This window comes from Curtobacterium sp. PsM8 (assembly GCF_030433875.1).
In the GTDB taxonomy this organism is placed as follows: domain Bacteria; phylum Actinomycetota; class Actinomycetes; order Actinomycetales; family Microbacteriaceae; genus Curtobacterium.
Genome location: NZ_JARUXD010000053.1, coordinates 1 through 25009, shown reverse-complemented (window position 1 = coordinate 25009; position 25009 = coordinate 1). Strand labels below are relative to the sequence as shown.

Here is a 25009-nt window from a genome sequence, read left to right as displayed (position 1 = left end):
CGGCGCGCCGGGGGGCGGGGGCGCCCCCGCCCCGGCGCCCCCCCCCCCCCCCCCCCCCCCCCCCCCCCGCGGCGGGCCCCGCGCCCCCCCCCCCCCGCCCCCCCCCCCGTCCTGTGTGTGCGAGCCACGCCGCAGGCCACGTGACGCGCTGCGGGCCACCCGCGCGGCGGCTCAGCGGGACGGGACCGGCGGGCCGATCGTCAGCAGCACGCCGAACACGGCGGCCACGAGCACGACCCCGACCAGCGCCGCGAGCACCGGGTGCCGCACGACGACGAAGAGCAGCCGGTCGAGCGGACCCGGGCGCTCCCCGGCCTCGGGGCCGCGACGCCACCCACCGTCGAGCATGCCGCGGCGGGCGACACCGACCTCGAACGGCAGCGTCGTGTACGGCACGATCGCACTCACCCAGCCGAGGGCCGTCGCACCGAACGACCACCGCTGGTTCACCGCGACGACCGTCGTGACGACGAGGTACGCCAGGAACACGAAGCCGTGCACCCCGCCACCGATCCGGACGGGCCAGTCACCGGCGCCCAGGCCGTACTTCAGCAGCATGCCCACCAGCAGCAGGGTCCAGGTCACGAGTTCGGCGATCGCGAGGCCGCGGAACAGGGATCGAGGGGTCATGGCGTCCATGGTGACGGACGCCGGGTGGAAGACGGGTGGACGGCCGCCGCACGCCCGGACGCCCCGGGCCGCCGCACGCCCGGACGCCCCGGGCTGCCGCACGCCCGGACGCCCCGGGCTGCCGCACGCCAGGACGCCCCGGGCCGTCGTGCCCGGGGCGTCCTGCCGTCAGCGGCGGCCGACGACGATCACGACGCTCAGCGCCGGACGGTGACCACCTGCCCGAGACGGTTCACGCCGGTCGTGGCGTCCCATGTGCCGACGTTCGCGGTCTGGATCGCGAACGCCGGGTCGCGGGAGACGGACCGCTCGGCGGCGGGCATCGCGAGGGCCACGTCCCACTTGCCGACCGGCACCCCACGGAGCGACGCGGTCACGGTCGCCGTCGTGCCCGGCTGCCACGAGGACGCGTCGGCACGGACGGGAACGGTGACGTGTCGGTGGCCGTTGGTCAGGACGAGCTGGACCGGGCGGTGGTTGTACGGCGCTGCCCAGCCGTCGTTCCGCACGGACACCGAGACCGCGGCGTGCTTGCCGGAGGTCACCGTGCTCGAGGTCAGCGTGAACCGGTAGCCGAGCTTCTTTGCCGCGTCGGTCATGCCGTCCTGACCCCAGGTCGACAGGACGTCCTTGTTGTAGTCCAGGTTGAGGTAGCTGTAGTGGTACTTCGCCATCTCGGCCGAGGCGGACGGGTACTCGGACCGCGGCGCGTTCACGGCGCAGGTCTCCCCGCCGACCGGGACGTACCGCGACTCGGCGGCCAGGTAGTCCTGGTCGAGCGACAGCGGGTCGCTCAGGAAGGTGCCGAAGTCGTCGGGCGAGGCCAGGAAGCAGTCGTTGTGGTGACCGATCCGTGATGCGGCCGACCCGTCGTGCGCCTGTCGCGGCGTGAGTGCCCCGGCGGTGCCCGAAGTGGTGCGGAGCGCGTCCTGCTTCATCTGCATGGTGCGGACCTGGATGGAGCGGCTGGACGGCAGGGCTGCCAGCTCGGCCTGGATGACCTGGCGTCGGGCGTCCTTGTCGGCGTCGGTCAGCACGCCCGGGTTGGCCGGGTCGCTGGCGAAGTGGTCGGTGTAGTAGCCCTCGCCCCAGAGGCCGATGAAGCCCTCCTGCAGGGTCGGGATCACATCGGCGTTCCGGCGGAGGGTCGGCGTGAGCTGCTTGATGTGCGCGAGCACCGTCGGCAGGTCGGCGTCGCCGTACGGAGCCGAGTACGGGTAGCTGCCGCCCTGGACGTAGGCGAACCGGGTGATCACGCTGACGCCGGCTGCTCGCGCGGTGTCGTAGTCGTGCTGCACCAGCTTCAGCCAGGCGGGGCTGAGGCGCCGCTGGTCGACGAACGCCTCCATGTAGAACACCCGGACGATCTGGGTGACGCCGTCGGCGCGGTAGCCCTGCAGCGTGCCGGCGTCGAGCGGGGTGTAGCCGCTGCCGTCGGCGCGGTAGTGCGTCTCGGTGGTGTGGTCGAACCCGCGCTGGGGGTTCGGGATGACGGCGTCGCTCGCCGTGTAGGACACGGTGGAGCTGGTCGGCGCCGGGTGGTGGTCGCTGTGTGACGACGACGCCCACGCGTTCGTCGGCACGGCGAGTGCGATCACGGCCGCGAGCGCGGCAGTGGTGATGGTGCGGTGCTGCATCGGACGAGCCCCTGACCTCGGCGCAGGTGCGGATCGACACCCCCTGGTGTCGGAACCTGCGCGAATGTGATCTGAAGGTAGGTCAAACGATCAGAAAACACCACCCCTGGTTCCTCGTATCGATTCGACCCGTTTCTCGGTAGCGTGGTCGACATGTCGCAGACGACGGACGCATCGAAGACGCTGCGCGTGGGGGTGGTCGGGCTCGGGTACGCCGGGACGACGCACCTCGACGCCTACACCGCACTCCCCGGCACCGAAGTGGTGGCACTCGCGGGCAAGGAGACCGAGCGGCTCCACGAGCTCGCCGAGTCCCGCCACGTGCCGCACACGTACCCGGACTGGCAGGACCTGGTCGCCCGGGACGACCTGGACATCGTGTCGATCGGTGTGCCGAACTCCCTGCACGCCCCGATCGCCATCGCCGCACTCGAGAGCGGCAAACACGTCTTCTGCGAGAAGCCCCTGGCGACCACCGGCGCCGAGGCCCAGGCCATGGTCGACGCCGCCGTCGCGAACGACCGTGTGCTCGAGGTCGCCTACAACCACCGCCGCCGTGCCGACGTGCAGTTCCTGGCCGACCACGTCCGCCCCGTCGACGGGCAGGACGGTCCGCTCGGGCACGTCTACCACGCCCGCGCGAGCTGGCGTCGACGCGCCGGCATCCCCGGCATCACGTCGTGGTTCACGAACAAGGACGCGGCCGGCGGGGGCCCGCTCATCGACCTCGGCTCGCACGTGCTCGACATCGCGATGTACCTGATGGGGGAACCCCGGGTCGTGGCCGTCAGCGCCGTCGCGTACAACGAGCTCGGCACCGCCGGCCGCGGTGGCAGCACCGGCGGCGGCCCCGTCTCCGACGCGACCGGTCGCCCGTTCGACGTCGAGGACTTCGCGAACGCCCTGCTCCGCTTCGAGGACGGCTCGAGCCTGCAGCTGCAGGCTTCGTGGGCGTCCTACTCCAAGGACGACGAGGACATCGAGGTCGAGCTCCTCGGGTCCACCGGCGGCGCCCGGCTGTTCGTCCGGAACTACGCCACCGAAGGCACCGTCGAGCTGTACTCCGACATCGACGGCGTCCCCGCGGTCACCCGTCCCGCCGTGCACGTGCCGGCCGGCCACCACCAGCGGGTCATCGAGGAGTTCCTCGCCACCATCCGCTCCGGTGCACACGAGGGCCACCACGGCGAGTTCGCACTGCACCGCACCCGGGTCGTCGACGCCGTCTACGCCTCGGCGCAGGCCGGCCACGAAGTGGAGGTCGTCCGGTGAACATCGTCGTCTGGAACGAGAACGTCCACGAGACCCGCGGTGACGAGACCGTCCGCGAGCACTACCCCGACGGCATCCACACCGTGGTCGCCGCCGGCCTGGAGGCACGACTCACCTCCGCCGACACCGTCACGACCGCCACGCTGCAGGAACCCGAACACGGGCTGACCGAGGAACGTCTGGCCGCGACCGACGTCCTGTTCTGGTGGGGCCACATCGCCCACGACGAGGTCGCGGACGAGGTCGTCGACCGGGTCGTCCGGCACGTGCACGCCGGCATGGGCCTGGTCGTGCTGCACTCCGGCCACTACTCGAAGCCGTTCACCCGGCTGATGGGGACGACCTGCTCGCTGAAGTGGCGCAACGACGGCGAGCGTGAACTGGTCTGGACGATCGCGCCCGAGCACCCGATCGCCGCCGGGGTCCCGCACCCGATCGTCATCGACCGCCAGGAGATGTACGGCGAGTACTTCGACATCCCGCGCCCGGACGAAGAGGTCTTCCTGTCGACGTTCGCCGGCGGCGAGGTGTTCCGCTCCGGCGTCGCCTACCGCCGCGGACTCGGTCGGGTGTTCTACTTCTCGCCCGGCGACCAGGAGTACCCGGTGTACCACCACCCCGACATCCAGCGGGTCCTGGCGAACGCCGCCGGGTGGGCAGCACCGACCGGTCCGCGCCGCCAGCTCACTGCCGACCCCCACCCGAGGGACTGGTTCCTGGACGACGCTTCGCGTAGACAGGGGGGATGACCGGACCGCAGGACGTCGACCACCGCACGGCCCTGGTCGAGGCGCTCGACGTCCTGGGTGCCGGCCCCGAGGAGCGCTTCGACCGGATCACCCGGATGACCCACGACGCGTTCGGGGTCCCGCTGACCTTCCTCAACCTGGTGCACGGCGACCTGGTGACCACGCAGTCGACCTACGGGTGGAACCAGGGCACGAGCGTGCCGGCGAACGAGCAGTTCTGCGCCACCACCGTGCTCACGCCGGAGCCGATGGTGATCCCGGACGCCAGGCTCGACCCCCGCTTCGCGCACACCCCGGCCGTCGCCGAGCACGGCATCCGCTTCTACGCCGGAGCGCCGCTGTCGATGCACGACGGCACCCGCGTCGGCACGCTCTGCATCATGGACGCCGAGCCGCGCACGTTCTCGGCGACGGACCTGGCGCTGCTCCGGGACCTGGCGCGGTGGGCCGAACGCGAGCTCGGCTACGCGATCGAACGCGACCGGCTCGCCAAGGTACGGGAGGCACTGGTGCCGGATCCACTCGACGTCCCGGGGCACGACATGGCGACGCTCGCCGTCCAGCGTCCGGACGGCGGTGGCGGCCTCACCGACTGGCGGATCGCCCCCGACGGCAGCCTGCACCTGACGGTCGGCGCGGTGGTCGCCGGACGTGTGTCGGCCCTCCTGGCCGCCGACGTGCGCGGTGCCCTCGCCGCCCGGACGCGACTGCCGATCACCGAGGCGATCGCCGGACTGGAGGCCCAGGTCGCCCCCGACCTGCGGGTCGCCGACGCGGTGGCCGAGCTGGTGCACGCGCGCCTCGACCCGACCACCGGGCACGTCGACCTTGTCGACGCCGGACTCGGCACCGCGGTGGTGGTCGCGGCCGACGGCAGTGTCCGACCAGTCCGCTCCACGGAGCTGCCCGTCGGGCTCGGCACCGCGTCCGCACCCTGGTCCCGCTCGACGCTGTCGGTCGACCTCGCTGCCGGTGACCGGCTCGTCCTGGCTTCTGATGCGTGGGCGACCGTGCCCGGGGTCGAAGGACCCGAGGCGATCGCGGCCCTCGTCGCCGCGCAGCCGGACGGGGCGGCGGCCGTCGAGCACGTCCGCGCGCTGCTGCCCGAGGGCGACCCGGCGACGGACCTGACGCTCGTGGTCGTCACCCGGCGCTGACCACCGGACCCCGGTCGGTCGCGTCAGCGGTACGACGTGCCGGGCTTCCCGGCGAACGCCGCGACGAGCAGGGTCGCGAGCATCCCGAACCCGGTGAGCACGACCCCGAGCCCTGCGAGCTGCCAGTACGCACTGGCGACGTGCTGCGGTTGCGTGACGATCTGCGGCCACCACGGGTCCAGGAACGGCACCGAGCCCGGGAACGGGTCGAGCCCGAACATCGCCAACCCGCCGAGCAGCAGCACGACCCCGAGGGCAGCCATCGCACCCCGGCGTCCGCCGAGCATCCGGACCACGAGTGCCGCCCCCATGCCGACCAGCCCCACGACCGCGAGCGCGAAGGCCGCGACGAACACGGGCTGCGGCACGAGCGAGAACCAGTCGAGCACGGCGATCGGCGCGAGCAGCCACCGCCCGGTCCTGGCCCAACGTGCGGGCGTGCGCCATCCATGCATGCCGGGAACGGTACGACACGAACCCTGACGACCGCCCGGCTACCATCGCCGTCGTGCCCACACCCGCAGCGGAGGTCGACGTCGACGTGCCCCTCGTCCGGGCCCTGCTCGCCGACCAGCACCCGGACCTCGCCGAGCGTCCGCTCGCCGTCGTCGCGAACGGCTGGGACAACGTGGTCGTCCGGGTCGGCACCGACCTGGCCGTCCGACTGCCGCGCCGGGCGGCGGCCGCGATGCTCGTCGAGCACGAACAGCGCTGGCTGCCGGAACTCGCGGCCCTGGTCGGCGACGTGGTCCCACTGCCGGTCCCGCTCCGCACCGGCCGACCGGCGCTCGGCTACCCGTGGTCCTGGAGCGTCGTGCCCTGGTTGCCGGGCGTCTCCGCCGGGTCCCGAGAGGGCGGCTCCCGGGCCGCCGGACTGCCGGTGGCCCGGACGCTCGCCGCCTTCGTGGCGGCCCTGCACGTCCCCGCACCGGCCGACGCCCCGGTGAACCCGGTCCGCGCCGTCCCGCTGCACACCCGGAGCGCGGCGGTGCTCGAGCGGCTCGCGTCCGGGCCGGTCCCGCGCGCGGCGGAGCTGGCGACCGCCTGGCGGACGGCGGCGGACCTGCCGACCGCGGCCGGGCCTCCCGTCTGGGTGCACGGCGACCTGCACCCCTGCAACCTGCTCGTCGAGGCCGGCCCACAGGGCGACCACCTGTCGGCGGTCGTCGACTTCGGCGACGTCACCGCGGGGGACTCCGCCGTCGACCTGGCGACCGCCTGGCTGACGCTCGACCGGGAGGCCCGGGCCGACTTCCGCCGCCGTGTCACCACCGCGGATGCGAGCCTGGACGAGCACTCGTGGGGGCGGGCCCGCGGCTGGGCGGTGTCGATCGCGTCGGCGCTCGCGGTCAGTGACGAGCCGTCCTCCCGCACGGTCGCGCGGCGGGCGATCGACGCGGTGCTCGATGACTGACGGTGCGTCGGCGTCTCTCGAGATCCCTACTGGCATCCAGAACTGCAATGTTGGTATGTTCGCATGGTCCGCTCACGAAGGGATCACCATGAACAAGCGCCTCACCGTCGCCGGCCTGTCACTGGTCGCCGCGCTCTGCCTCTCGTCGCCTGCTGTCGCCGCCGAGGGCGGGTCGGCGGATGCTGACGCACCTGCATCCACCCGGTCCATCGTCCGTGTCGGCGGTGGGTACTGGGAGTACGGCACCTCGAACGGCTTCGTCCAGTCCTTCTACAGCCACGCCAGCAAGACCCACAAGGCGACCGCCTGCGACGGCAAGAACCGCTGTGCGTACAGCGGCTGGAAGCCCAAGGGGGCGTACGCCAGCGCCATCCGGGACAAGACCGCGAGCGGCAACACTGCCTACTGGGGCGTGAAGTAACGCGCCAGCGCGCCGCTTCTCCACACCATGCGTCCTGATCGGTCCTCCTGGCTCGTCCTCGTGGCGATGACCTTCTCCGCCGCCGTCGCCATCGCGCTCGCCCTGCTCGCGACGCTCGACCGGTCCGAGCAGACCTTCCCCACCGCGCGCACGGTGGTCGTCGTCCTCGATGTCCCGGAAGACGTCGACTTCGCGCGGTTGCTCCGGGAGCAGGCAGTCCAGGACCACATCGACTTCTACCGGGTCCAGGCCGACCCCGACCGGGTCGGCCGACGGCTCGTCCACGCGGTCGTCGGGGACCCGGGCGCGTTCGCCCGTGTCTTCCGCGACGGCGAGTACCGCGGTGGTGTGGCTGAGCAGCCAGTGGTCCTCAGCGAGCGCGAGACATCGACGCGTGGTGTGTACTTCTCGACCGCGTCGTCGGATCAGGCTTCGGCGTTCGTCTCCGAGCTCCGCAGCGCGGGCGTCGACGCGCGGAACGAACCGGCTGGCTGGTGGACAGCGATCGTGTTCACGATCGGCCGACCCGGGGTCGGGGTCGCCCTCGGCGCCTCGGGCGTCGCGGTCATGATGCTCGGGCGGCTGTGTGGGAGATCGGCGGCTCGTCGGCTGGGCGTCGCGGAAGTCCTCGGTGTGCCCCGGGTGCGGTACGCGGAGACCGCCCGAGCACTGCGGTGTCAGATCGTCGTCGCGCTCGCTGCGGCCGCTGCCGGGTCAGCCGCCGCGCTCGTCCTGGTCGGCTCACAACTGCCTGCCGTCCTCGCGGTCGCTGCTTGTGCGTACTGGACCTCCGCCGGCCTGTTCCTCGGAGCGATGGCAACGGGCTGGCCACGCACCGCGGCGGAACGGCTGCGGGCCGGTCGGAGCGCTTGGCGACCGCGGGGCAGTACCGCGCTCGCCACGTCGGTCCTCCGGATCACGGCGGTCACGAGCGTCGCGCTCGTGGCCGGTCCGCTCGTGGACCGCATCGTCCTGCTCGACCAGTACCGCCTGGCGGGGGAGACCCGCGTCGACTGCTCGCAGTGCGTGACGCCGCTGTTGTCGGGGACGCTGCTCCCCGACGAGATCGAGTCGGCGGCACCGGCGTTCGCTCGTCTCTACCGGACGGTCGACGACGGGCGGTCGGTCTTGGCGAGCCATCCCGTCATGCCGGTCGGGCGCGGCGTGGAGCCGGACGTGGGCAACACGCTCGTGGTCAACCGCGAGTACCTCGACCGTGTGCAGCCCGCACTCCCCGAGCCATGGCCGGGGCGGACCAGCACGAGGTCCGGGGAATGGGCGCTCTTCGTACCAGAGCGCGGCGTCCCGCCCACAGCGGGCGTCGTCGAACAGTGGCGTGAGTGGTTCGCGTTCCAGCGCGAAGTCGACCCGACGCTCGCCGCACCCCGCGCCCCGGTGGTCATCGAGTACGCCCCCCGCTCGGTCTTCACCTTCGGCGCGGCGACGGACGAAGCGCCCCTGTTCGCGGACGCACCCGTCATCGCTGTCGTCCCTGCGGCGTCCGAGCTGCTGAGCGGCGACTTCCTGACGGCCGCGGCGTCGAACGGTCAACTGCTCCTCGACGTCGACGACCCGGAGCAGGTCATCCGCGCAGCTGGTCTGGCTGACGCCGTCGGTTCGCTGCATCGTTGGCCGGCAGTGACAGCCGCTCATCGGAGCGCTCTCATACGGACGGCCCTGGCGGAGGCGATCGCTGTGGCGCTCGTGCTGGCGGTGATCGCCATGGCCGTCTCCACCCGCGCGCAGACGCTCCGCTGGTCGGACGCGATGCGGGTGCGGGAGGCGACCGGTCTGGGCCTCGGCCCGCTCCGTGTCCACGCGCGGACACTCGTCGCCGAGTGCGGCGTCCTCGTCGCCTCCGTCGGGGTCGCGGCGGCAGTCTCGCTGGCACTCGGAGCTGCGTCGGCTCCTGCTCTCCTCGCGGCGTCGGTGCTCTCGTGCGCGACGTCGGGAGCCGTCGTCGGGGCAGTGGTCCGGAACGCCGGAGTCGGAGGCGACGCGGATGCGACCTGAGCAGACGGTGGAGGTCCGGGCGCATCGGCATGCGCGGAACGGGCGTGTGCTGGTCGCCGTCCCCGAGGTGGTGTTCGGGCCGTCCACGCTGACGGCGGTCACCGGTGCGAGCGGTGTCGGCAAGTCGACGTTCCTGCGTCTCGTCGGCGGAGTCGAACGTCCGGTACCCCGAGTGGTCCTGGTCGACGGCAACGACCTCGGCCTGCTCTCCGACCGGCGGCTGCGGCGGTTCCGTCGCGACCGGGTCGGTTTCATGTCGCAGGACGCGGGGCTCGTCCCGTCATGGTCCGTGCGCCAGAACCTGGCACTCGCGCAGCGAGCGACGCCGGACCGCCCGGTCAGCCGACCCACTCCGCCGCTGCAGGCATGCGCGTCGCTCGGCATCGATGCCCTCATGGACACGCCGGTGCAGGCCCTGAGCGGGGGCGAACGACAGCGGGTCGCGCTCGCCCGGGTGCTCGTCCGCCGTCCGGGTCTCGTCCTGCTCGACGAGCCGACCGCCGCGTTGGACGCAGGTGCCACCGCAGTCGTCATCGAGACGATCGACGTCCTCCGGAGCGAGGGCGCGACCGTGATCGTCGCGACACACGACGGCGACGTCATCCGGGCGGCGGACCGGACGCTGTCCCTCGACGGGACGGCACCCGGGCTCCACTTCCCGCAGGAGGGGTCACGGGGGCTACCGCGAGCGCGACCGCGGGGTTAGCGTCTCCCCACACCATCCGTGCACGTGAAGATCGGGAGGGGCCTCATGACCCTCGAGTTCCGCGTCCAGCACGACGTCGCCACCGACGCCGACCCCGCACCCCGGACCGCACCACGCGGTCGGGTACGCCGGGTCCTCGAGCACCTCGCCGCCCGACGGACCGCTGCGCAGCTGCGTCGGCTCGACACGGACCTGGCCGAACTCGCCGACCTGCAGCGCGTGCTCTCCGAGGCCCGGGCGGTCGTCGACCGCGGCTGGATCCAGCACGCCTGGTTCGCCTACGTCGACGAGCGTGGCCGGACCCGGACCGCGTCGAGTGCCGCCGCGACCGAGGTGGCCGGCCGTCCCCTGGTCGGTGCGTGCCTGGTCGGGGCCGTCGTCGACGCCGCGGGTGGGCCGCACGCGGTGCACTCGCAGCCGGTGCAGCGTGCCCTGGACCTCGTCTGGCACGCCCTCGCATCGGCCGAGGGGTCGCCCGTCACGTGGTGCCCGGCGCCGGACATCCGGATGGGCCGGGTGCGGGACCTGACCCGCTGGAACGACAGCGCGGGACGGACCGCGGAGCAGGTCTCCGGGCTGCTGCTCACGGCGGAGCGGGTGGCGTTGCACGAGTCCGATCGGGTCGCCGGCCTGGCCGGTGCACTGCGGTCCCGTAGCGCAGGAGTTCCCGTCCTCAGCTGAGATCGTTACAGACCTCCCAGGGTCAACCGGGTCAAGTGCTGCTGACCAGGGGTTCTCGCCGCACAGGTTCCGCAGTGGAACCGTCGTTCTCCTGATCGGGATTCGGCGTGGGCTGAGCATCTGCGTAGCTTGGGGCCCGTTCGTGCCCCGATCCGTGGGTCGAACTGCCGACCCGAGGGAGTGCAGAACCGGTGTTCCAGTACATCGCCGAGCGATGGGACCAGATCTGGTTCTCGTCCTGGCAGCACTTCTCACTGGTGGTCCAGTGCGTCGTGCTCGCGACCGTCATCGCCGTGGTCCTCGCGGCGCTCGTCTACCGGGTGCCCGGGCTGCGGTCCGCCGCGAACGAGATCTCCACGATCGGCCTGACGCTGCCGTCGTTCGCCGTCATCGGTCTGCTGCTCGTCCCGCTCGGGTTCGGCGTCGTGCCGTCCGTCGTCACGGTGACGTTCTTCGCCGCGCTGCCGATCCTCCGCAACGCGGTCGTCGGGCTCAACGAGATCCCGCCCGCCGTCGTCGAGTCGGCGCGGGGCATCGGCATGAGCCGCTTCCGCACGCTCGTGCAGGTCGAACTGCCGATGGCGTGGCCGATCATCCTGACCGGTGTCCGGGTCTCCGCCCAGATGGTGATGGGCGTCGCCGCGGTCGCCGCGTACGCGCTCGGCCCGGGACTCGGCAGCTTCATCTTCTCCGGGCTCTCCCGCCTCGGTGGCGCGAACTCCCTCAACTCCGTCGTCGTCGGCACCGTGGGCGTCGTCCTGCTCGCCCTGGTGCTCGACCTCCTGCTCCTCGGCCTCGGCCGCCTGACCACCTCGAGAGGTATCCGTGTCCAGCACTGACTCCCCGACCACCGCGCCCGACTCCGACGTCACCGGTCGGAGCATCCTGCTCGACCAGGTCACCAAGCGGTACCCCGGTCAGGCGAAGCCCGCGGTCGACGGCATCACGCTCGAGATCCCGGCCGGCAAGATCGTCATGCTCGTCGGTCCGTCCGGCTGCGGCAAGACCACCACGTTGAAGATGATCAACCGGCTCATCGAGCCCACCGAGGGTCGGATCGTCGTCGGCGACGACGACGTGACCAAGATCGACGGCGACGAACTGCGTCGCCGGATGGGCTACGTCATCCAGGCCGGCGGGCTCTTCCCGCACATGACCGTCGCGGCGAACATCGCCGTGGTGCCGAAGATGCTCGGCTGGTCGAAGGACAAGATCGCGGCCCGCGTCGACGAACTGCTCGACCTGGTCTCGCTCGACCCGGACACCTACCGCGACCGCTACCCCCGCGAGCTCTCCGGCGGACAGCAGCAGCGCGTCGGCGTCGCCCGCGCCCTGGCCGCCGACCCGCCCGTCCTGCTGATGGACGAGCCGTTCGGTGCGGTCGACCCGATCACCCGCCAGCGCCTGCAGGACGAGCTCATCCGCATCCAGGCGGAGCTGCACAAGACGATCGTCATCGTCACGCACGACTTCGACGAGGCCGTGAAGCTCGGCGACTGGATCGTCGTGTTCTCCGAGGGCGCGCACATCGTGCAGTACGACTCCCCGGAGCGGATCCTCGCCGAGCCCGCGAACGAGTTCGTCGAGAACTTCATCGGTTCAGGTGCCGGGCTCAAGCAGCTGACGCTGACCCGCGTGCGGGAGGTCGGGCTCGCCGACGCCGTCACGTGCTCCCCGGGCGAGCAGGCCCAGGCCGTGCTGCAGCGGATGCGCGAAGCCGGGGGCCACGGTCACGCCGTGGTCGTCGACCAGCGCCAGCGTCCGATCGGGTGGCCGTCCCGCCGCCAGCTCGAGCGGCTCGACCGGATCCCGGACGGCACCGAGGCGAACCTGCCCGTCGTGTCCGAGGCCTCGACCCTCAACGACGCCCTCGACACCATGCTCGTCTCGAGCGCCGGCGCCGCACTGGTGACCGGTCGACGCGACGCGTTCCAGGGCGTCATCACGGTCGAGACGGTGATGGACGCGATCACCCGCACCCGTGCCGCCGCGGCCGAGGAGCAGGCGTACACACCCGTCGGCACGAACACGAACCCGCTCGAGACGCTGCCGAGCTCGCCCGTCGCCGCCCGGGACGACCAGTGAGCGACGTCGTCACCGCGTCCCCGGCCACCGGGAAGCGGACCAGCTGGCGCGGGCTGGTCATCCAGCCCGTCGCGATCCTCGTGGTCCTCGGCGCGTTCGCCCTGTGGCTGGCGAACGCGGACCTGACCGAGTCCGAGCGCTCGACCCTCAACCCCTCGGGGCTGCTCGACCTGACCTGGCAGCACATCATGCTCACGATCGTGTCGACGGTCATCGTGCTCGTGATCGCCATCCCGCTCGGCATCGCGCTCACCCGCGGTCCGCTGCGGAAGGCGAGCGGGGCGATCCTGGCGGTCGCGAACTTCGGCCAGGCCGCACCCGCGGTCGGGCTCGTCGTGCTCCTGGCCTTCTGGCTCGGCTTCACGTTCTGGGCCGCCGTCGTCGCGCTGGTCCTCTACGCGATCCTGCCGGTGCTCCGGAACACGATCATCGGCATCGAGAGCGTCGACTCCCGACTGGTCGAGGCCGGTCGTGGCATGGGCATGAGCGCCGCCGCCGTCCTGCTCAAGGTCGAACTGCCGCTCGCCGTCCCGGTGATGCTCGCCGGCATCCGCACCGCGCTCGTGCTGCTGGTCGGGTCCGCCGCCCTGGCGACGTTCATCGGTGCCGGCGGCCTGGGCCTCCTGATCACCACCGGCGTGAACCTGTTCCTGCCGAAGGTGCTCGTCTCCGGGGCGCTCCTCATCGCGCTCCTCGCCCTCTCCATCGACTGGCTCGGCCGCATCGTCGAGACGTTCGCCCGACCGAAGGGACTCCGATGACCCGCACGCGCACCACGGGCCGCCGCGCCCGCCGTCTGCTCGCCGCCGTCGTCCTGGCGGGCGCGACCACGAGCCTCCTGGCCGGCTGCGGTCTGCAGCCCGCTGCCGCCTTCGTGCCCGCCGCGGCACCCGGCACGATCAAGCACATCGACGGCCTGCCGAAGGACGCGAAGCTCACCGTCACGTCGAAGAACTTCACCGAGCAGCTGGTCCTCGGCAAGATCTCGGTGCTGGCCGCCTCGGCCGCGGGCTTCGACGTCACCGACGAGACGAACGTGCCGGGCTCGGTGGCCGTCCGCCAGCTGATGACCGGGCACGACGCCGACATGACGTACGAGTACACCGGCACCGCCTGGTTGACCTTCATGGGGCACAAGCAGGGGATCCCGGACAAGACGAAGCAGTGGCAGGCCGTCAAGGACGAGGACGCCGGCAACGGGCTCACCTGGCTGAAGCCCGCTCCGATGAACAACACGTACGCGTTCGCGGTGCGGAAGGAAGCGGTCAAGGACCTCGGCGGCATCACGAAGCTGTCGCAGATCGCCGACCTGCCGGCCGACCAGCGCACGTTCTGCGTGGAGTCCGAGTTCAACTCGCGCGCCGACGGCTTCAAGCCGATGCTCGCGAAGTACGGTCTGACGCTCGGCGGCTCCGGCGACGGGGCGATCCCGAAGGGGAACGTCGACATCCTCGACACCGGCACCGTCTACACGGCGACCGACCGCGGCACGTGCAACTTCGGTGAGGTCTTCACCACCGACGGCCGCATCAAGTCGCTCGGGCTGCAGGTGCTGCAGGACGACCGCGGGTTCTTCCCGGCGTACAACGTCGCCCCGGTGCTCTCGAGCGCGACGCTGGAGAAGTACCCGCAGCTCGAGGGGATCTACGACCAGATCTCGCCGAAGCTCACCGATGCGGTGCTGCAGGAGCTCAACCGGCAGGTCGACGTCGAGGGCCGCGAGCCGGCGGACGTCGCCTTCGAGTGGATGGTCAAGGAGGGCTTCATCACGAAGCCCTAGTCGCGACGTCGCGTCGCGACGCGCCCTGCTGACGGGCCCGGGGGGGCGGGGGGCCGGGGGCCCCCCCCCCCCCCCCCCCCCCGCCCCGTCCCCACTCATCACCGTGAGCTGTTCTGGAAGGCACCCAGCATGACCAGCACTCCCCTCGCGCCGGTGGTCCCGGCGCCCGGTGCGCCGAGACGCACCGACCCACCCGTCCCGCGGAAGCGCAAGCCGCTCCGCAACGTCGGCCGAGCGGTCCCGCTCCTGCCGGCACTCGTCCTGCTCGTGATCTTCCTGCTCGGCCCCGTCATCTCGTCGTTCTACGGGTCGTTCACGAACTCGGCCCTGACCGGTGCCGGCGCTGCCGACCAGCAGTTCGTCGGCATGAAGAACTACGTCGAGCTCTTCCAGGACAAGGACTTCCCGAAGTCCGTCATCCTGACCGTGGTGTTCCTGCTCGCCTCGGCGGTCGTCGGGCAGAACGTGCTCGGACTCGGGCTGGCGCTGCTGATGCGTGCGGCGAACAAGGTCGTCCGCTCGATCGTCGGCACCTTCGTCGTCGCGGCCTGGGTCCTGCCCGAGATCGTGGCGTCGTTCGCGGCGTACGCGTTCTTCAACGACGAGGGCACGCTCAACTCGTTCCTGTCGGTGTTCGGCATCACCGGTGCGAACTGGCTCTACACGTTCCCGATGATCGCGATCATCCTGGCGAACATCTGGCGCGGCACCGCGTTCTCGATGCTCGTGTACTCCGCCGCCGTGCAGGAGGTCCCCGAGGAGATCACCGAGTCCGCCGAGGTCGACGGCGCCACCGGATGGCAGCGACTCGTCTTCATCACGCTGCCGGTGATCCGCCGGAGCATCTCCACGAACCTCATGCTGACGACCCTGCAGACGCTGTCCGTCTTCACCCTCATCTTCGTGATGACCGGTGGCGGGCCGGGCACCAACTCGTCGACCCTGCCGATCCTGGCGTACCAGGAGGCGTTCAAGTTCTCGCAGCTCGGCTTCGGGACGGCGATCGCGACCATCCTGCTCGTGGTGGGGGCGGTCTTCTCGATCATCTACATCCGGGCGCTCAAGCCGGAGGTGGACTGATGGCCATCACAGCCCCGTCCCTCGACCAGACCACGACCCGCTCGGTGACCGCGCCGGGGTCGCTGCACATGACCTCGCCGCGTGGCCGGACCATGCGGTGGGTGGCGAACACCGTGCTGCTCGTCATCGCGGTCTGCTTCGCGGTGCCGCTGCTCTGGCTCGTCTTCGCCTCGTTCGACGCCCAGGCGTCGCTGTCGGTGAAGCTGCCGTCGCAGTTCACGCTCGACAACTTCACCAAGGTGCTCACCCCGGAGCTGTCGTTCATCCCGCTCGCGAACAGCCTGCTGCTCTCCGGCGGGACGGCGGTCGTCACGGTCGTCGTCGCGATCCTCGCCGCGTACCCGCTGTCCCGGTACAAGATGCGGGTCAACAAGCCGTTCCTGTACAGCATCCTGTTCGGCACCGGCCTGCCGATCACCGCGATGATGGTGCCGGTCTACGCACTGTTCGTCTCGCTGAACCTCATCGACAACATCTACGGCTGCATCTTCTTCCTCGCCGCGACCAGCCTGCCGATGGCGATCTGGATGGCGAAGAACTTCATGGACGCGGTCCCGATCTCCCTCGAGGAAGCGGCCTGGACCGACGGGGCGTCGATGTTCACGACGCTGTGGCGGATCGTCATCCCGCTGATGCGACCGGGCATCGCCGTTGTGTTCATCTTCGTGTTCATCCAGGCGTGGGGGAACTTCTTCGTCCCCTTCGTCCTGCTGCTCTCGCCCGACAAGGTGCCCGCCGCGGTGAGCATCTTCAACTTCTTCGGACAGAACGGGGCGGTGGCCTACGGGCAGCTCGCCGCGTTCTCGATCGTCTACTCGGTGCCCGTCATCGCGCTCTACGTGCTGGTGTCCCGCGGCCTCGGCGGCGGCAACGCCCTCGCCGGCGGCATCAAGGGCTGACGGTCCACACCCCCCATCCACGCCACGCCACGCGCGCGGGCGCAGCGCCGCGCACGCGCACTGAAAGGAACCGCTCCATGCACCAGGACGAACCCCTCGTCGAGGCCCGGATCGCACGACTCGTGCGGGACCGCGTCGACCCGAACGTCCACCGTCGCGCCTCGCCGGTCACGGTCGAGGCCTGGCAGGTCCCCGACGAACCCGTGCCCTTCGCCGACGCCGTCACCCAGCAGTACGAACCGTTCACCGTCGGCTCCCCGTGGGGCGGGCGGCCGTGGGGCACCACGTGGTTCAAGGTCACCGGCACCGTCCCCGCCGACTTCGGCACCGCCCCGGGCACCACCGCCGAGCTGCACGTCGACCTCGGGTTCACCAAGCGGCAGGCCGGCTTCCAGGCCGAGGGGCTCGCCTGGCGTCCGGACGGTTCCACGATCAAGGCCATCGAGCCGCTCAACGACAGCGTCCCGCTGCAGGTCGGCCCGGGGGAGTCGTTCACGCTCTACATCGAGGCCGGCGCGAACCCCGACATCGGCGGCGACTCGTTCCAGGGCGCCACCCCGCTCGGCTCGAAGCACACCGCCGGCGACGCCCCGATCTACCGGCTCCGCGCCCTCGAGGTCGTCGAACGTGACGACACCGTCTGGGAGCTGCAGCAGGACCTCTGGGTGCTCCGCGGTCTGATGGCGGAACTGCCGACCGACGGCACCCGCGGCGCCGACGTCCTCCGCGTGCTCGAACGGGCCGCCGACGCGCTCGACCCCGACGACGTGGCCGGCACCGCCGCCGACGCCCGGGCCGTCCTCGCCGATGCGCTGGCCGTGCCCGCCAGCGGGTCGGCGCACCGGGCGATCGCGGTCGGGCACGCGCACATCGACTCCGCCTGGCTGTGGCCGGTGCGCGAGACGAAACGCAAGTGCGCCCGTACGTTCTCGAACGTGCTCGACCTGATGGACCGCGACCCCGACTTCACCTTCGCCTGCTCGTCCGCGCAGCAGTACGCCTGGATCCGCGACGAGTACCCGGAGGTGTTCGGCCGCATCAAGCAGCGCGTCGCCGAGGGCCGGTGGATCCCGGTCGGCGGCATGTGGGTCGAGTCCGACACGAACCTGCCCGGTGGTGAGGCCCTGGCCCGCCAGTTCGTCGCCGGCAAGCGGTTCTTCCTGGAGGAGTTCGGCGTCGACACCCCCGAGGCCTGGCTGCCCGACTCGTTCGGCTACACCGGCGCCCTGCCGCAGATCGTCCGGGCCGCGGGGTCGAAGTGGTTCGTCACGCAGAAGCCGTCGTGGAACGAGACGAACGTCATCCCGCACACCTCGTTCCTGTGGGAGGGCATCGACGGCTCGCGGGTCCTCACCCACCTGCCCCCGGCGGACACCTACAACTCGGACGTCTCGCCCGCCGACCTGCACCGTGGCGAGCGGAACAACAAGGAGCGCGGCGTCGCGAACACCTCGATGCTGCTCTACGGTTTCGGCGACGGCGGTGGCGGCCCCACCCGCGAGATGGTCGCGGCCGCCCAGCGGCAGCACGACCTGGACGGCTCCCCGCGGGTCGAGCTCGGCACCCCGGCCGAGGTGTTCGAGGAGCTCGAGCGCGCCCTGCCCACCCCCGGCGTGTGGTCCGGCGAGATGTACCTCGAGTTCCACCGCGGCACCTACACGTCGCAGATCCGCACGAAGCAGGGCAACCGCCGCTCCGAGCACCTGCTCCGCGAGGCCGAGCTCTGGGCCGCCACCGCAGCCGTCCGGCTCGGTCAGGAGTACCCGTACGACGCACTCGAGGCCGCCTGGCACACCGTGCTGCTGCAGCAGTTCCACGACATCCTGCCCGGCTCGTCGATCGCCTGGGTCTACGAGAACGCCGAGGCCGAGTACGCCCGGGTCGCCGGGGTCCTCGAGGAGTTGATCGGCACCGCGACGACCGCGCTCGCCACCGGTGGTCCGGACTCCGACACCGCCGACCGGCCGGGAGGCACGCCCTCCACCGCCACGCACGTCCGGTTCAACGCGTCCCCGGTCCCCGCCGACGGTGCCCGCGCGCTGGGTGCCGAGCCGGTCGACGCGGCGCGACCCGTGCCTCCCGTCCGGGACGGCGACCGCTTCGTCTTCGACACCGGCGTCGTCACGGCGACCGTGGACGCCGACGGGCACGTCGTCTCCCTCGTCGACCACGCGACCGGCCGCGACGCCGTCGCGCCGGGCGAGGCGGCCGCCGAGTACACCGTGTTCCGGGACACCCCGAACCAGTGGGAGGCGTGGGACATCGACCGCGCCTACCAGCGGCACGGGTCGGTGCTGCAGGCGACGAGCGTCACCGTCGAGGGGGACGCGCTCGTCGTGGTCCGCCCGTTCGGCCGTTCCACCGTCACCACCCGGTACACCGCGACCCAGGGGCAGCCGGAACTGGTCGTCGAGACCGAGGCCGACTGGCACGAGCAGCAGAAGCTCCTCAAGCTGTCGTTCCCGCTCGACCTCAAGGCCGACCAGGCCTCGAGCGAGATCCAGTTCGGGCACATCGACCGGCCGACGCACCAGAACACCTCGTGGGACTTCGCCCGCTTCGAGACGAGCGCCCACCGATGGGTGCACGTCGCCGAACCCGGGTTCGGTGTCGCCGTCGCGAACGACTCCACCTACGGCCACGACGTCACCCGGCGGACCCGTGCCGACGGCGGGACCACGACGCAGGTGCGCGAGTCGCTGGTGCGCGGGCCGAAGTTCCCCGACCCCGAGGCCGACCAGGGCCACCACGTGTTCCGGACCGTGCTGCGGGTCGGCGCATCGGTGCTCGACGCGGCGGACTCCGGGTACCGGCTCAACCTGCCGGTCCGTGCCGTGCCGGGGGACCGTGTCGTGGAGCCGCTCGTGACGGTGTCGTCGCCGCAGGTGTTCGTCGAGGCCGTGAAGCTCGCCGAGGACCGCTCCGGCGACGTCGTCGTCCGGCTCTACGAGGCGCTCGGCGGTCGGGCGACCGACGTCGGCGTCGACTTCGGGTTCGCCGTCGCCGGGGTGACCCGGGTCGACCTGCTCGAACGCCCGCTGGACGGGGTCGGCCCGTGGGACGACGGCACACCCGTGGTCCTGACCCTGCGGCCCTTCGAGCTCGTCACCCTGCGGGTCCGGCGGGCCTAGGGCGGACGCGAGACCGCGGCGTCGGACGGGGCTCTGGGTGCACCCGTCCGGCGCCGCTCGTGCGCTCCGGCCCGTCGGGGCCGGGGTCTGATCGTGTCCCCGAGAAGGGGGACATCATGCCACTCCTTCTGTGCGCCGGAGTCCCGCAGCCTGGGAATGTGTCCGAACGGCACCGCGCTTTCCGGCTTCTTCCCCGATCAGGGCCGATCACGCGCATACTGCGGACACGGAGATCATGCGCGCGTCGTCGACGGTCGCACTGTGTTTCTCCCTCAACCAGTCAGGTTCCGCAATGGCCACCTCCCCGCTCGTCCGCAGAGTCATGACGGGCGGTGCCGCGCTCGGCCTCGCAGCGTCGCTCGTCCTCATGGCGTCGTCCGGCGCCTCCGCCGCCACCGAGATCGACGGGCCCGTGAAGCTCGGGACCGCGGCGACCTACGCCGTGCTGGGCGCCAGCGCCATCTCGAACACCGGCACGTCGGTCCTCAACGGTGACGTCGGTGGCCCGCCGAGTGCGTCCATCACGGGGCTCGACCAAGCGGTCGTCACCGGCACCGTGCGGACCGAGAAGGAGGCCGCCCCCGCTCTGCAGGCCGGCCTCACGGCGTACAACAAGGCCGCGTCCTTGACGCCGACCGGCGGCGACGTGACCAACCTCGACAACCGCGCACCGCTCGTGCCGGGGGTCTACTCCGGTGGCGCGCTGAACCTGTCGAACAACAGCACCCTGACGCTGAGCGGCAACGCCCAGTCGACATGGGTGTTCCAGGCGTCGTCGACGTTGAAGGTCGGGACGAACAGCAGGATCGTGATCACCGGTGGCGCGAGCTCGTGCAACGTCTTCTGGAAGGTCGGCAGTTCCGCGACCATCCAGAGCGGTTCGCAGTTCCAGGGCACGGTCCTCGCCAACACCTCCGTGACGGCTGTCACCGGAGCGACCGTCCAGGGACGGCTGATCGCGCTGAACGGCGCCGTGACGCTCGACACGAACACGATCACCCCGGCGCAGACCTGCCCGCCGCCCACCACCCCCGTGCCGAACGTCGCCCCGCAGATCACCTCCGGGACGCCGACGGCCGGCACCACCGGTCAGCCCTACAGCTACACCGTGACCGCCACCGGCACGCCGACCCCGACCTTCACCGCCACCGGTCTGCCGGCCGGTCTGACGATCGACAGCACCACCGGCGTCATCTCCGGCACCCCGACCGCACCGGGCTCCTCGACCGTGACGATCACCGCCTCGAACGGCACCGCTCCGGTCTACACCCAGGTCGTCACCGTCCGGGTCGTGACGCCCACGCCGACCCCCACCCCGACGCCGACCACTCCGGCACCGACGCCCACCACGCCGACACCGACGGCCACCACGCCGGCCGGGACGACCCCGACCGGCAGCCCGACCGGCGGCGCCGGCACCGGCAACGGGCGGACCCCGACCGGGACGCTGGCCTTCACCGGCAGTGACCCGACCGTCCCGCTGAGCATCGCCGGCGTACTGCTGGCCGCGGGCATCGGCCTGACCGTCGTCGCCCGACGTCGTCGCGCAGCGCGGGTCTGACCCCGAGCCGCACCGCTCGCACACCACACGGCACCGCTCGTCTCCGGACGGGCGGTGCCGTGCTTTGTGCCCGGGCCTGTGATCGTGGCGCTGTGCGCTGTGCGCTGTGCCGTGGTCGCGAGTGACGGCGGGCCGACGCCCGCCCGTGAACCGGTCCAGCGCCTCCCGGCTAGCGTCGCGGCCATGGCCGTCACCGAGATCTGGCTCGTCCGTCACGGCGAGTCCACCGCGAACGTCGCAGCAGCCCGTGCGCACGCCGCCGGCGCCGACGTCATCGAGGTCGACCACCGCGACGCCGACGTCCCGCTGAGCCCCCTCGGCGAGGAGCAGTCGCGGGCACTGGGCGCCGAACTCGCCGAGCGCGGGGTCGACGACGTCCCCGTCGTGCTGTGGGTCTCGCCCTACCGCCGCGCGCAGCAGACGATCGGCATCGCGCTCGAGGCCGGCGGGCTCACCGAACCCCCGCGTCGGGTCGACGAGCGCCTGCGCGACCGGGAACTCGGCGTCCTCGACCGGCTCACCCGCACCGGGTCGGCCAACCTGCACCCCGACGAGGAACAGCGCCGGCAGTGGCTCGGCAAGTACTACCACCGGCCCGCCGGCGGGGAGTCCTGGGTCGACGTGATGCTCCGGCTGCGCACCCTGTTCGCCGACGTCGACCGCATCCAGGACGCCGACCGTCTGGTGATCGCCGCCCACGACGCGGTCGTGATGCTGGCCATGGCCGTGTGCCTGGACCTCGACGAACCCGAGCTGATGGCCTTCGCCGAGGACCACACCGTCGCCAACGCGTCCCTCACCCGACTCCGGCGCGACACCCTCGGCGGTCCGTGGACGCTCGAGGAGTTCTCCGGCACCGGACACCTCGACGAGGACCCGGACGCCGCCGTCACCGAACACGAAGGCCGGAAGGACGACACCCGTGTCTGAGCCGGTCCCCGTCACCCCGAACCTGCTCCGTGCGTGGGCGTTGCCCGAGGTCGGCGGCAGCAAGTACGGCCGCGGTCAGGTGCTCGTCGTCGGCGGCGCCGCGAAGACCCCGGGGGCCGCGATGCTCTCGGCGACCGCAGCCCTCCGTGTCGGCGGTGGTCGTCTGACCCTCGCCGTCGCCGAGAGCGTCGCCCCGCACGTCGCGGTCGCCCTGCCCGAGTCCGGCGTGCAGCCGCTCCCCGAGGACGACGGCGGCCACGTCGCCGTCGGCGCGGTCCAGGGCCTGGCGGACGACCTCGGATCGGCGGACGCAGTGCTCGTCGGACCGGGGCTCGACGAACCCGAGGGCAGCCGCGACCTCGTCGCCGGACTCGCCGCGGCGGTGGGCGACGAGACGGTCGTCGTGCTCGACGCCTTCGCGCTCGGCGTCGCCGCCGACCTGGTCGACGAACTCGCGCCGCTGCGTGGCCGACTCGTGATGACGCCGAACTCCGGCGAGGCCGAACGCCTGCTCGGCCGGGACAGCTCCGACGACCGCACCGACGCAGCGGAGATCGCCGAGCGCTACGGCGCCGTCGTGTCCCTCGGCGGGGTCGTCGCCGCCCCGGACGGCCGCTCGTGGGCGAAGGGCACCGGTGCCGGCGGCCTCGGCACCAGCGGGAGTGGGGACGTCCTCTCCGGCGCGATCACCGGGCTGCTCGCCCGCGGGGCCGACGTCGCGCAGGCGACCGTGTGGGCGACCCAGGTGCATGCCGCCGCGGGGGACCGGCTGGCGGTGCAGGTCGGGCCGATGGGGTACCTGGCGAGCGAGCTGCTCGGCGAGATCCCGCGCGTCCTGGTCGAGTTCGGCGCCTGACCCCCGCGAGACCCCTCACCCGCGGAGCGACTCGACCGCCTTCTCGACCCGCCGCGCGCGCGTCTCCGGTGCCTTCGCCTGCGCCACCGGGTCGACCAGTGCCCGCTGCCGTGATGCCGACAGTGCGTCGAAGGCCGATCGGACCCCGGCGTCGCCGAACGCCTGCGCCAGGTCCGTCGGCACGTCGACCGTGCGGGGGATCGCGTCCACCTCGAGCGACACGGTCACGGTCTGCCCGGCCACGAGGCCCGAGGCGTTCCGGTGCTCGGCGGAGAGCGGGACGAGGAACTGTCCGCCCATCACGCCGACGGTGGACCGGTACGTGTAGCCGCCGTCGATGGTGACGACCACGGCCGGGCGCTTGCCGGCGCCGAGCGCCTCGATCACCTCGGGCGGGACGGGCAGGCCGGTGGCGGCGACCCGCGCCTGCAGGACGGTCGTCGTGAACTCCATGCGGGCCTCCCGGCTGCTCCATCACTCGGCTGTGCGTGATCACGCAGAACCGTACAGGCGCACGCGCTGTTCTGCCACCGTTCACCGTTCCAGCACGGACCGGAAACCGGCCGCGACCACGATCGTCCCGACCGGCGCTCTCAGCCGGACCGGCCCGACGGGTCGGACCCGAACTCGGAAGGCACCCCCGTGCAGTACAAGCGCACCCTCACCGGACTGGCCCTCGCCGCAGCGGCCGTCGTCACCCTCGCCGGCTGCTCGGCCACGAGCTCCGCCTCGACGAGCAGCAGCGACGCGAGCTGGAAGACCGCCACCAGCGCCCAGGGCACCGGCGGGATGGACGCCCTGGTGAAGGCAGCCAAGGCGGAGGGGCAGCTCAACGTCATCGCGCTGCCGCCGACCTGGGCGAACTACGGCAAGATCATCGACGGCTTCACGAAGAAGTACGGCATCAAGATCAACTCCGCGAACCCGAACGGGTCGAGCGCCGACGAGGTCGCCGCCGTGAAGTCGCAGAAGGGCCAGTCGACGGCGCCGGACGTGCTCGACCTCGGCAACGCGGTGCTGCAGCAGAACCTCGGTCTGCTGACCGACTACAAGGTCGCGAACTGGAGCGACATCCCCACGAACCTGAAGGACAAGGACGGCGCCTGGACCCGTGACTACACGGGCCTGATGTCGATCGGGTACGACTCGTCGAAGATCACGGACGCGCCGAAGGACCTGAGCGACCTGCTCGGCTCCGAGTACAAGGGCAAGGTCTCGATCGCCGGTGACCCCACCCAGGCGAACCAGGCCGCCAGCGCCGTCTACCTCGCGGCCCTCGAGAACGGCGGCTCGGCCGACGACATCACCAAGGGCGTCGACTTCTTCGGCAAGCTCAAGCAGGCCGGCAACTTCCAGAACGTGCTGCCGTCGCAGGCCACCGTCGCCTCGGGTGAGACCCCCGTCGTCGTCCAGTGGTCCTACAACAACCTGGCCTGGGGCCCGGCAGCCGGCGCGAGTGGCAACAAGAACTGGAAGACCGTCGTCCCCGAGGGACAGGCGCTCAGCTCGTACTACTCGCAGGCGATCAACAAGGACGCGCCGCACCCCGCGGCCGCCCGCCTGTGGCAGGAGTACATCGCCAGCCCGGACGCCCAGAACCTGTACCTGCAGGCCGGCGCGTTCCCGTCGACCCTCGCCGCGCTCCAGAAGTCGGGCAAGGTCGACGAGGACGCCCTGCAGGCCGCCGGCGGCGCTCCGAAGGACTCCGTCGAGCTGACCGACGCCCAGGTGACCGCGGCCGCGAAGGTCCTGGCAGCCAAGTGGTCGTCGACGATGGGCTCCTGAGCAGCATGACCACCGCATCGGCCCCCGGCGTCCTGGCCGCCACGCTCGTCACGAGCGAGCAGGCGACCGCGGCCCGCGCGGGAACGCCCGCCGATGCCACCGCCCGCCCCCGGGGCCCCCCGCGGCTCCGCCGCGGGGGCCCGCCCCCGGGGGGGGGGGGCGCCCCCCGGCGCCCCCCCCCCCGCGCCCCCCCCCCCGCCCCCCCCCCCCCCCCCCCCCGGG

At 72.0% G+C, this 25009-nt stretch carries 23 protein-coding genes; 19 read left to right on the top strand and 4 right to left on the bottom strand.

Annotation, left to right across the window (positions count from 1 at the left end; genetic code table 11):
* Nucleotides 1-171: 171 nt before the first annotated feature.
* Nucleotides 172-630, bottom strand: coding sequence for a DUF3817 domain-containing protein (locus tag QCD68_RS12590; protein ID WP_301223247.1), 459 nt, complete (start codon nt 628-630; stop codon nt 172-174).
* A 197-nt stretch (nt 631-827) separates the two neighbouring features.
* A complete protein-coding gene (locus QCD68_RS12585; protein WP_301223246.1) occupies nt 828-2267 on the bottom strand; it encodes a DUF4832 domain-containing protein in 1440 nt (479 codons plus the stop codon).
* A gap of 153 nt (nt 2268-2420) precedes the next feature.
* Between QCD68_RS12585 and QCD68_RS12580 the strand changes: the two genes are divergently transcribed.
* Genes QCD68_RS12580 through QCD68_RS12570 form a run of 3 tightly spaced genes read left to right on the top strand, consistent with a single transcriptional unit; the run spans nt 2421 to nt 5445 of the window.
* Nucleotides 2421-3539 carry a Gfo/Idh/MocA family protein gene (locus tag QCD68_RS12580; RefSeq protein WP_111074203.1) on the top strand — a complete coding sequence of 373 codons (1119 nt, stop codon included), beginning with the start codon at nt 2421-2423 and terminating at the stop codon, nt 3537-3539.
* Nucleotides 3536-4288 (top strand): ThuA domain-containing protein, encoded by a 753-nt coding sequence (locus tag QCD68_RS12575; protein WP_111074067.1) that lies wholly within the window; start codon nt 3536-3538, stop codon nt 4286-4288. The genes QCD68_RS12580 and QCD68_RS12575 overlap by 4 nt, the downstream gene beginning before the upstream one ends.
* Nucleotides 4285-5445 (top strand): PP2C family protein-serine/threonine phosphatase, encoded by a 1161-nt coding sequence (locus tag QCD68_RS12570; RefSeq protein WP_301223245.1) that lies wholly within the window; start codon nt 4285-4287, stop codon nt 5443-5445. Before QCD68_RS12575 ends, QCD68_RS12570 begins: the two co-directional genes overlap by 4 nt.
* A 23-nt stretch (nt 5446-5468) precedes the next feature.
* On the opposite strand, the gene QCD68_RS12565 is transcribed toward QCD68_RS12570, so the two are convergent.
* On the bottom strand, nt 5469-5900 hold the full coding sequence (locus QCD68_RS12565) for a hypothetical protein (protein ID WP_301223244.1): 432 nt from the start codon (nt 5898-5900) through the stop codon (nt 5469-5471).
* Between the two features lie 53 nt (nt 5901-5953).
* Here QCD68_RS12565 and QCD68_RS12560 point away from each other — a divergent pair, with 53 nt between their 5' ends.
* The 15 genes from QCD68_RS12560 to QCD68_RS12490 all read left to right on the top strand — a co-directional run bounded on the left by QCD68_RS12560 (nt 5954) and on the right by QCD68_RS12490 (nt 23002).
* A complete protein-coding gene (locus tag QCD68_RS12560) occupies nt 5954-6859 on the top strand; it encodes an aminoglycoside phosphotransferase family protein (RefSeq protein ID WP_301223243.1) in 906 nt (301 codons plus the stop codon).
* An 88-nt stretch (nt 6860-6947) separates the two neighbouring features.
* Nucleotides 6948-7280 carry a lactococcin 972 family bacteriocin gene (locus QCD68_RS12555; RefSeq protein WP_181439156.1) on the top strand — a complete coding sequence of 111 codons (333 nt, stop codon included), beginning with the start codon at nt 6948-6950 and terminating at the stop codon, nt 7278-7280.
* 27 nt (nt 7281-7307) lie between these two features.
* A complete protein-coding gene (locus tag QCD68_RS12550; RefSeq protein ID WP_301223242.1) occupies nt 7308-9293 on the top strand; it encodes a hypothetical protein in 1986 nt (661 codons plus the stop codon).
* Nucleotides 9283-9999: an ATP-binding cassette domain-containing protein gene (locus QCD68_RS12545; RefSeq protein ID WP_301223241.1), complete on the top strand. Its 717-nt coding sequence runs from the start codon at nt 9283-9285 to the stop codon at nt 9997-9999. Before QCD68_RS12550 ends, QCD68_RS12545 begins: the two co-directional genes overlap by 11 nt.
* Before the next feature lie 24 nt (nt 10000-10023).
* A complete protein-coding gene (locus QCD68_RS12540; RefSeq protein WP_253465492.1) occupies nt 10024-10680 on the top strand; it encodes a DUF6197 family protein in 657 nt (218 codons plus the stop codon).
* Nucleotides 10681-10871: 191 nt separating this feature from the next.
* Nucleotides 10872-11519, top strand: coding sequence for an ABC transporter permease (locus tag QCD68_RS12535; protein WP_111074059.1), 648 nt, complete (start codon nt 10872-10874; stop codon nt 11517-11519).
* The gene (locus tag QCD68_RS12530) at nt 11506-12765 is read left to right on the top strand and encodes an ABC transporter ATP-binding protein (protein ID WP_301223240.1); all 1260 of its coding nucleotides are present in this window, start codon (nt 11506-11508) and stop codon (nt 12763-12765) included. Before QCD68_RS12535 ends, QCD68_RS12530 begins: the two co-directional genes overlap by 14 nt.
* Nucleotides 12762-13526 (top strand): ABC transporter permease, encoded by a 765-nt coding sequence (locus QCD68_RS12525; protein WP_301223239.1) that lies wholly within the window; start codon nt 12762-12764, stop codon nt 13524-13526. The genes QCD68_RS12530 and QCD68_RS12525 overlap by 4 nt, the downstream gene beginning before the upstream one ends.
* The gene (locus QCD68_RS12520; protein WP_253465483.1) at nt 13523-14545 is read left to right on the top strand and encodes a glycine betaine ABC transporter substrate-binding protein; all 1023 of its coding nucleotides are present in this window, start codon (nt 13523-13525) and stop codon (nt 14543-14545) included. The genes QCD68_RS12525 and QCD68_RS12520 overlap by 4 nt, the downstream gene beginning before the upstream one ends.
* A 129-nt stretch (nt 14546-14674) precedes the next feature.
* Complete coding sequence (locus tag QCD68_RS12515; protein ID WP_301223238.1) at nt 14675-15625, top strand: carbohydrate ABC transporter permease; 951 nt, start codon at nt 14675-14677, stop codon at nt 15623-15625.
* 68 nt (nt 15626-15693) lie between these two features.
* Nucleotides 15694-16524 carry a carbohydrate ABC transporter permease gene (locus tag QCD68_RS12510; RefSeq protein ID WP_166780812.1) on the top strand — a complete coding sequence of 277 codons (831 nt, stop codon included), beginning with the start codon at nt 15694-15696 and terminating at the stop codon, nt 16522-16524.
* A 77-nt stretch (nt 16525-16601) separates the two neighbouring features.
* Nucleotides 16602-19655, top strand: a complete 3054-nt coding sequence (locus tag QCD68_RS12505) for an alpha-mannosidase (RefSeq protein ID WP_301223237.1) — start codon at nt 16602-16604, stop codon at nt 19653-19655.
* Between the two features lie 292 nt (nt 19656-19947).
* A complete protein-coding gene (locus tag QCD68_RS12500; RefSeq protein WP_301223236.1) occupies nt 19948-21216 on the top strand; it encodes an ice-binding family protein in 1269 nt (422 codons plus the stop codon).
* A gap of 183 nt (nt 21217-21399) precedes the next feature.
* Nucleotides 21400-22146, top strand: a complete 747-nt coding sequence (locus QCD68_RS12495; protein ID WP_301223235.1) for a histidine phosphatase family protein — start codon at nt 21400-21402, stop codon at nt 22144-22146.
* Nucleotides 22139-23002 carry an NAD(P)H-hydrate dehydratase gene (locus QCD68_RS12490; protein WP_301223234.1) on the top strand — a complete coding sequence of 288 codons (864 nt, stop codon included), beginning with the start codon at nt 22139-22141 and terminating at the stop codon, nt 23000-23002. Before QCD68_RS12495 ends, QCD68_RS12490 begins: the two co-directional genes overlap by 8 nt.
* A 15-nt stretch (nt 23003-23017) precedes the next feature.
* Here the strand turns inward: QCD68_RS12490 and QCD68_RS12485 are convergent, their stop codons facing one another.
* On the bottom strand, nt 23018-23455 hold the full coding sequence (locus QCD68_RS12485; protein WP_301223233.1) for a YdeI/OmpD-associated family protein: 438 nt from the start codon (nt 23453-23455) through the stop codon (nt 23018-23020).
* A gap of 189 nt (nt 23456-23644) precedes the next feature.
* Between QCD68_RS12485 and QCD68_RS12480 the strand changes: the two genes are divergently transcribed.
* Nucleotides 23645-24787, top strand: coding sequence for an ABC transporter substrate-binding protein (locus QCD68_RS12480; protein WP_301223232.1), 1143 nt, complete (start codon nt 23645-23647; stop codon nt 24785-24787).
* Nucleotides 24788-25009: the final 222 nt, after the last annotated feature.

Coding starts and splice junctions, on each gene's coding strand:
- QCD68_RS12590 (WP_301223247.1), bottom strand. CDS start 630: ATGACCCCTCGATCCCTGTTCCGCGGCCTCGCGATCGCCGAACTCGTG.
- QCD68_RS12585 (WP_301223246.1), bottom strand. CDS start 2,267: ATGCAGCACCGCACCATCACCACTGCCGCGCTCGCGGCCGTGATCGCA.
- QCD68_RS12580 (WP_111074203.1), top strand. CDS start 2,421: ATGTCGCAGACGACGGACGCATCGAAGACGCTGCGCGTGGGGGTGGTC.
- QCD68_RS12570 (WP_301223245.1), top strand. CDS start 4,285: ATGACCGGACCGCAGGACGTCGACCACCGCACGGCCCTGGTCGAGGCG.
- QCD68_RS12565 (WP_301223244.1), bottom strand. CDS start 5,900: ATGCATGGATGGCGCACGCCCGCACGTTGGGCCAGGACCGGGCGGTGG.
- QCD68_RS12555 (WP_181439156.1), top strand. CDS start 6,948: ATGAACAAGCGCCTCACCGTCGCCGGCCTGTCACTGGTCGCCGCGCTC.
- QCD68_RS12550 (WP_301223242.1), top strand. CDS start 7,308: ATGCGTCCTGATCGGTCCTCCTGGCTCGTCCTCGTGGCGATGACCTTC.
- QCD68_RS12545 (WP_301223241.1), top strand. CDS start 9,283: ATGCGACCTGAGCAGACGGTGGAGGTCCGGGCGCATCGGCATGCGCGG.
- QCD68_RS12520 (WP_253465483.1), top strand. CDS start 13,523: ATGACCCGCACGCGCACCACGGGCCGCCGCGCCCGCCGTCTGCTCGCC.
- QCD68_RS12515 (WP_301223238.1), top strand. CDS start 14,675: ATGACCAGCACTCCCCTCGCGCCGGTGGTCCCGGCGCCCGGTGCGCCG.
- QCD68_RS12510 (WP_166780812.1), top strand. CDS start 15,694: ATGACCTCGCCGCGTGGCCGGACCATGCGGTGGGTGGCGAACACCGTG.
- QCD68_RS12505 (WP_301223237.1), top strand. CDS start 16,602: ATGCACCAGGACGAACCCCTCGTCGAGGCCCGGATCGCACGACTCGTG.
- QCD68_RS12500 (WP_301223236.1), top strand. CDS start 19,948: ATGGCCACCTCCCCGCTCGTCCGCAGAGTCATGACGGGCGGTGCCGCG.
- QCD68_RS12495 (WP_301223235.1), top strand. CDS start 21,400: ATGGCCGTCACCGAGATCTGGCTCGTCCGTCACGGCGAGTCCACCGCG.
- QCD68_RS12485 (WP_301223233.1), bottom strand. CDS start 23,455: ATGGAGTTCACGACGACCGTCCTGCAGGCGCGGGTCGCCGCCACCGGC.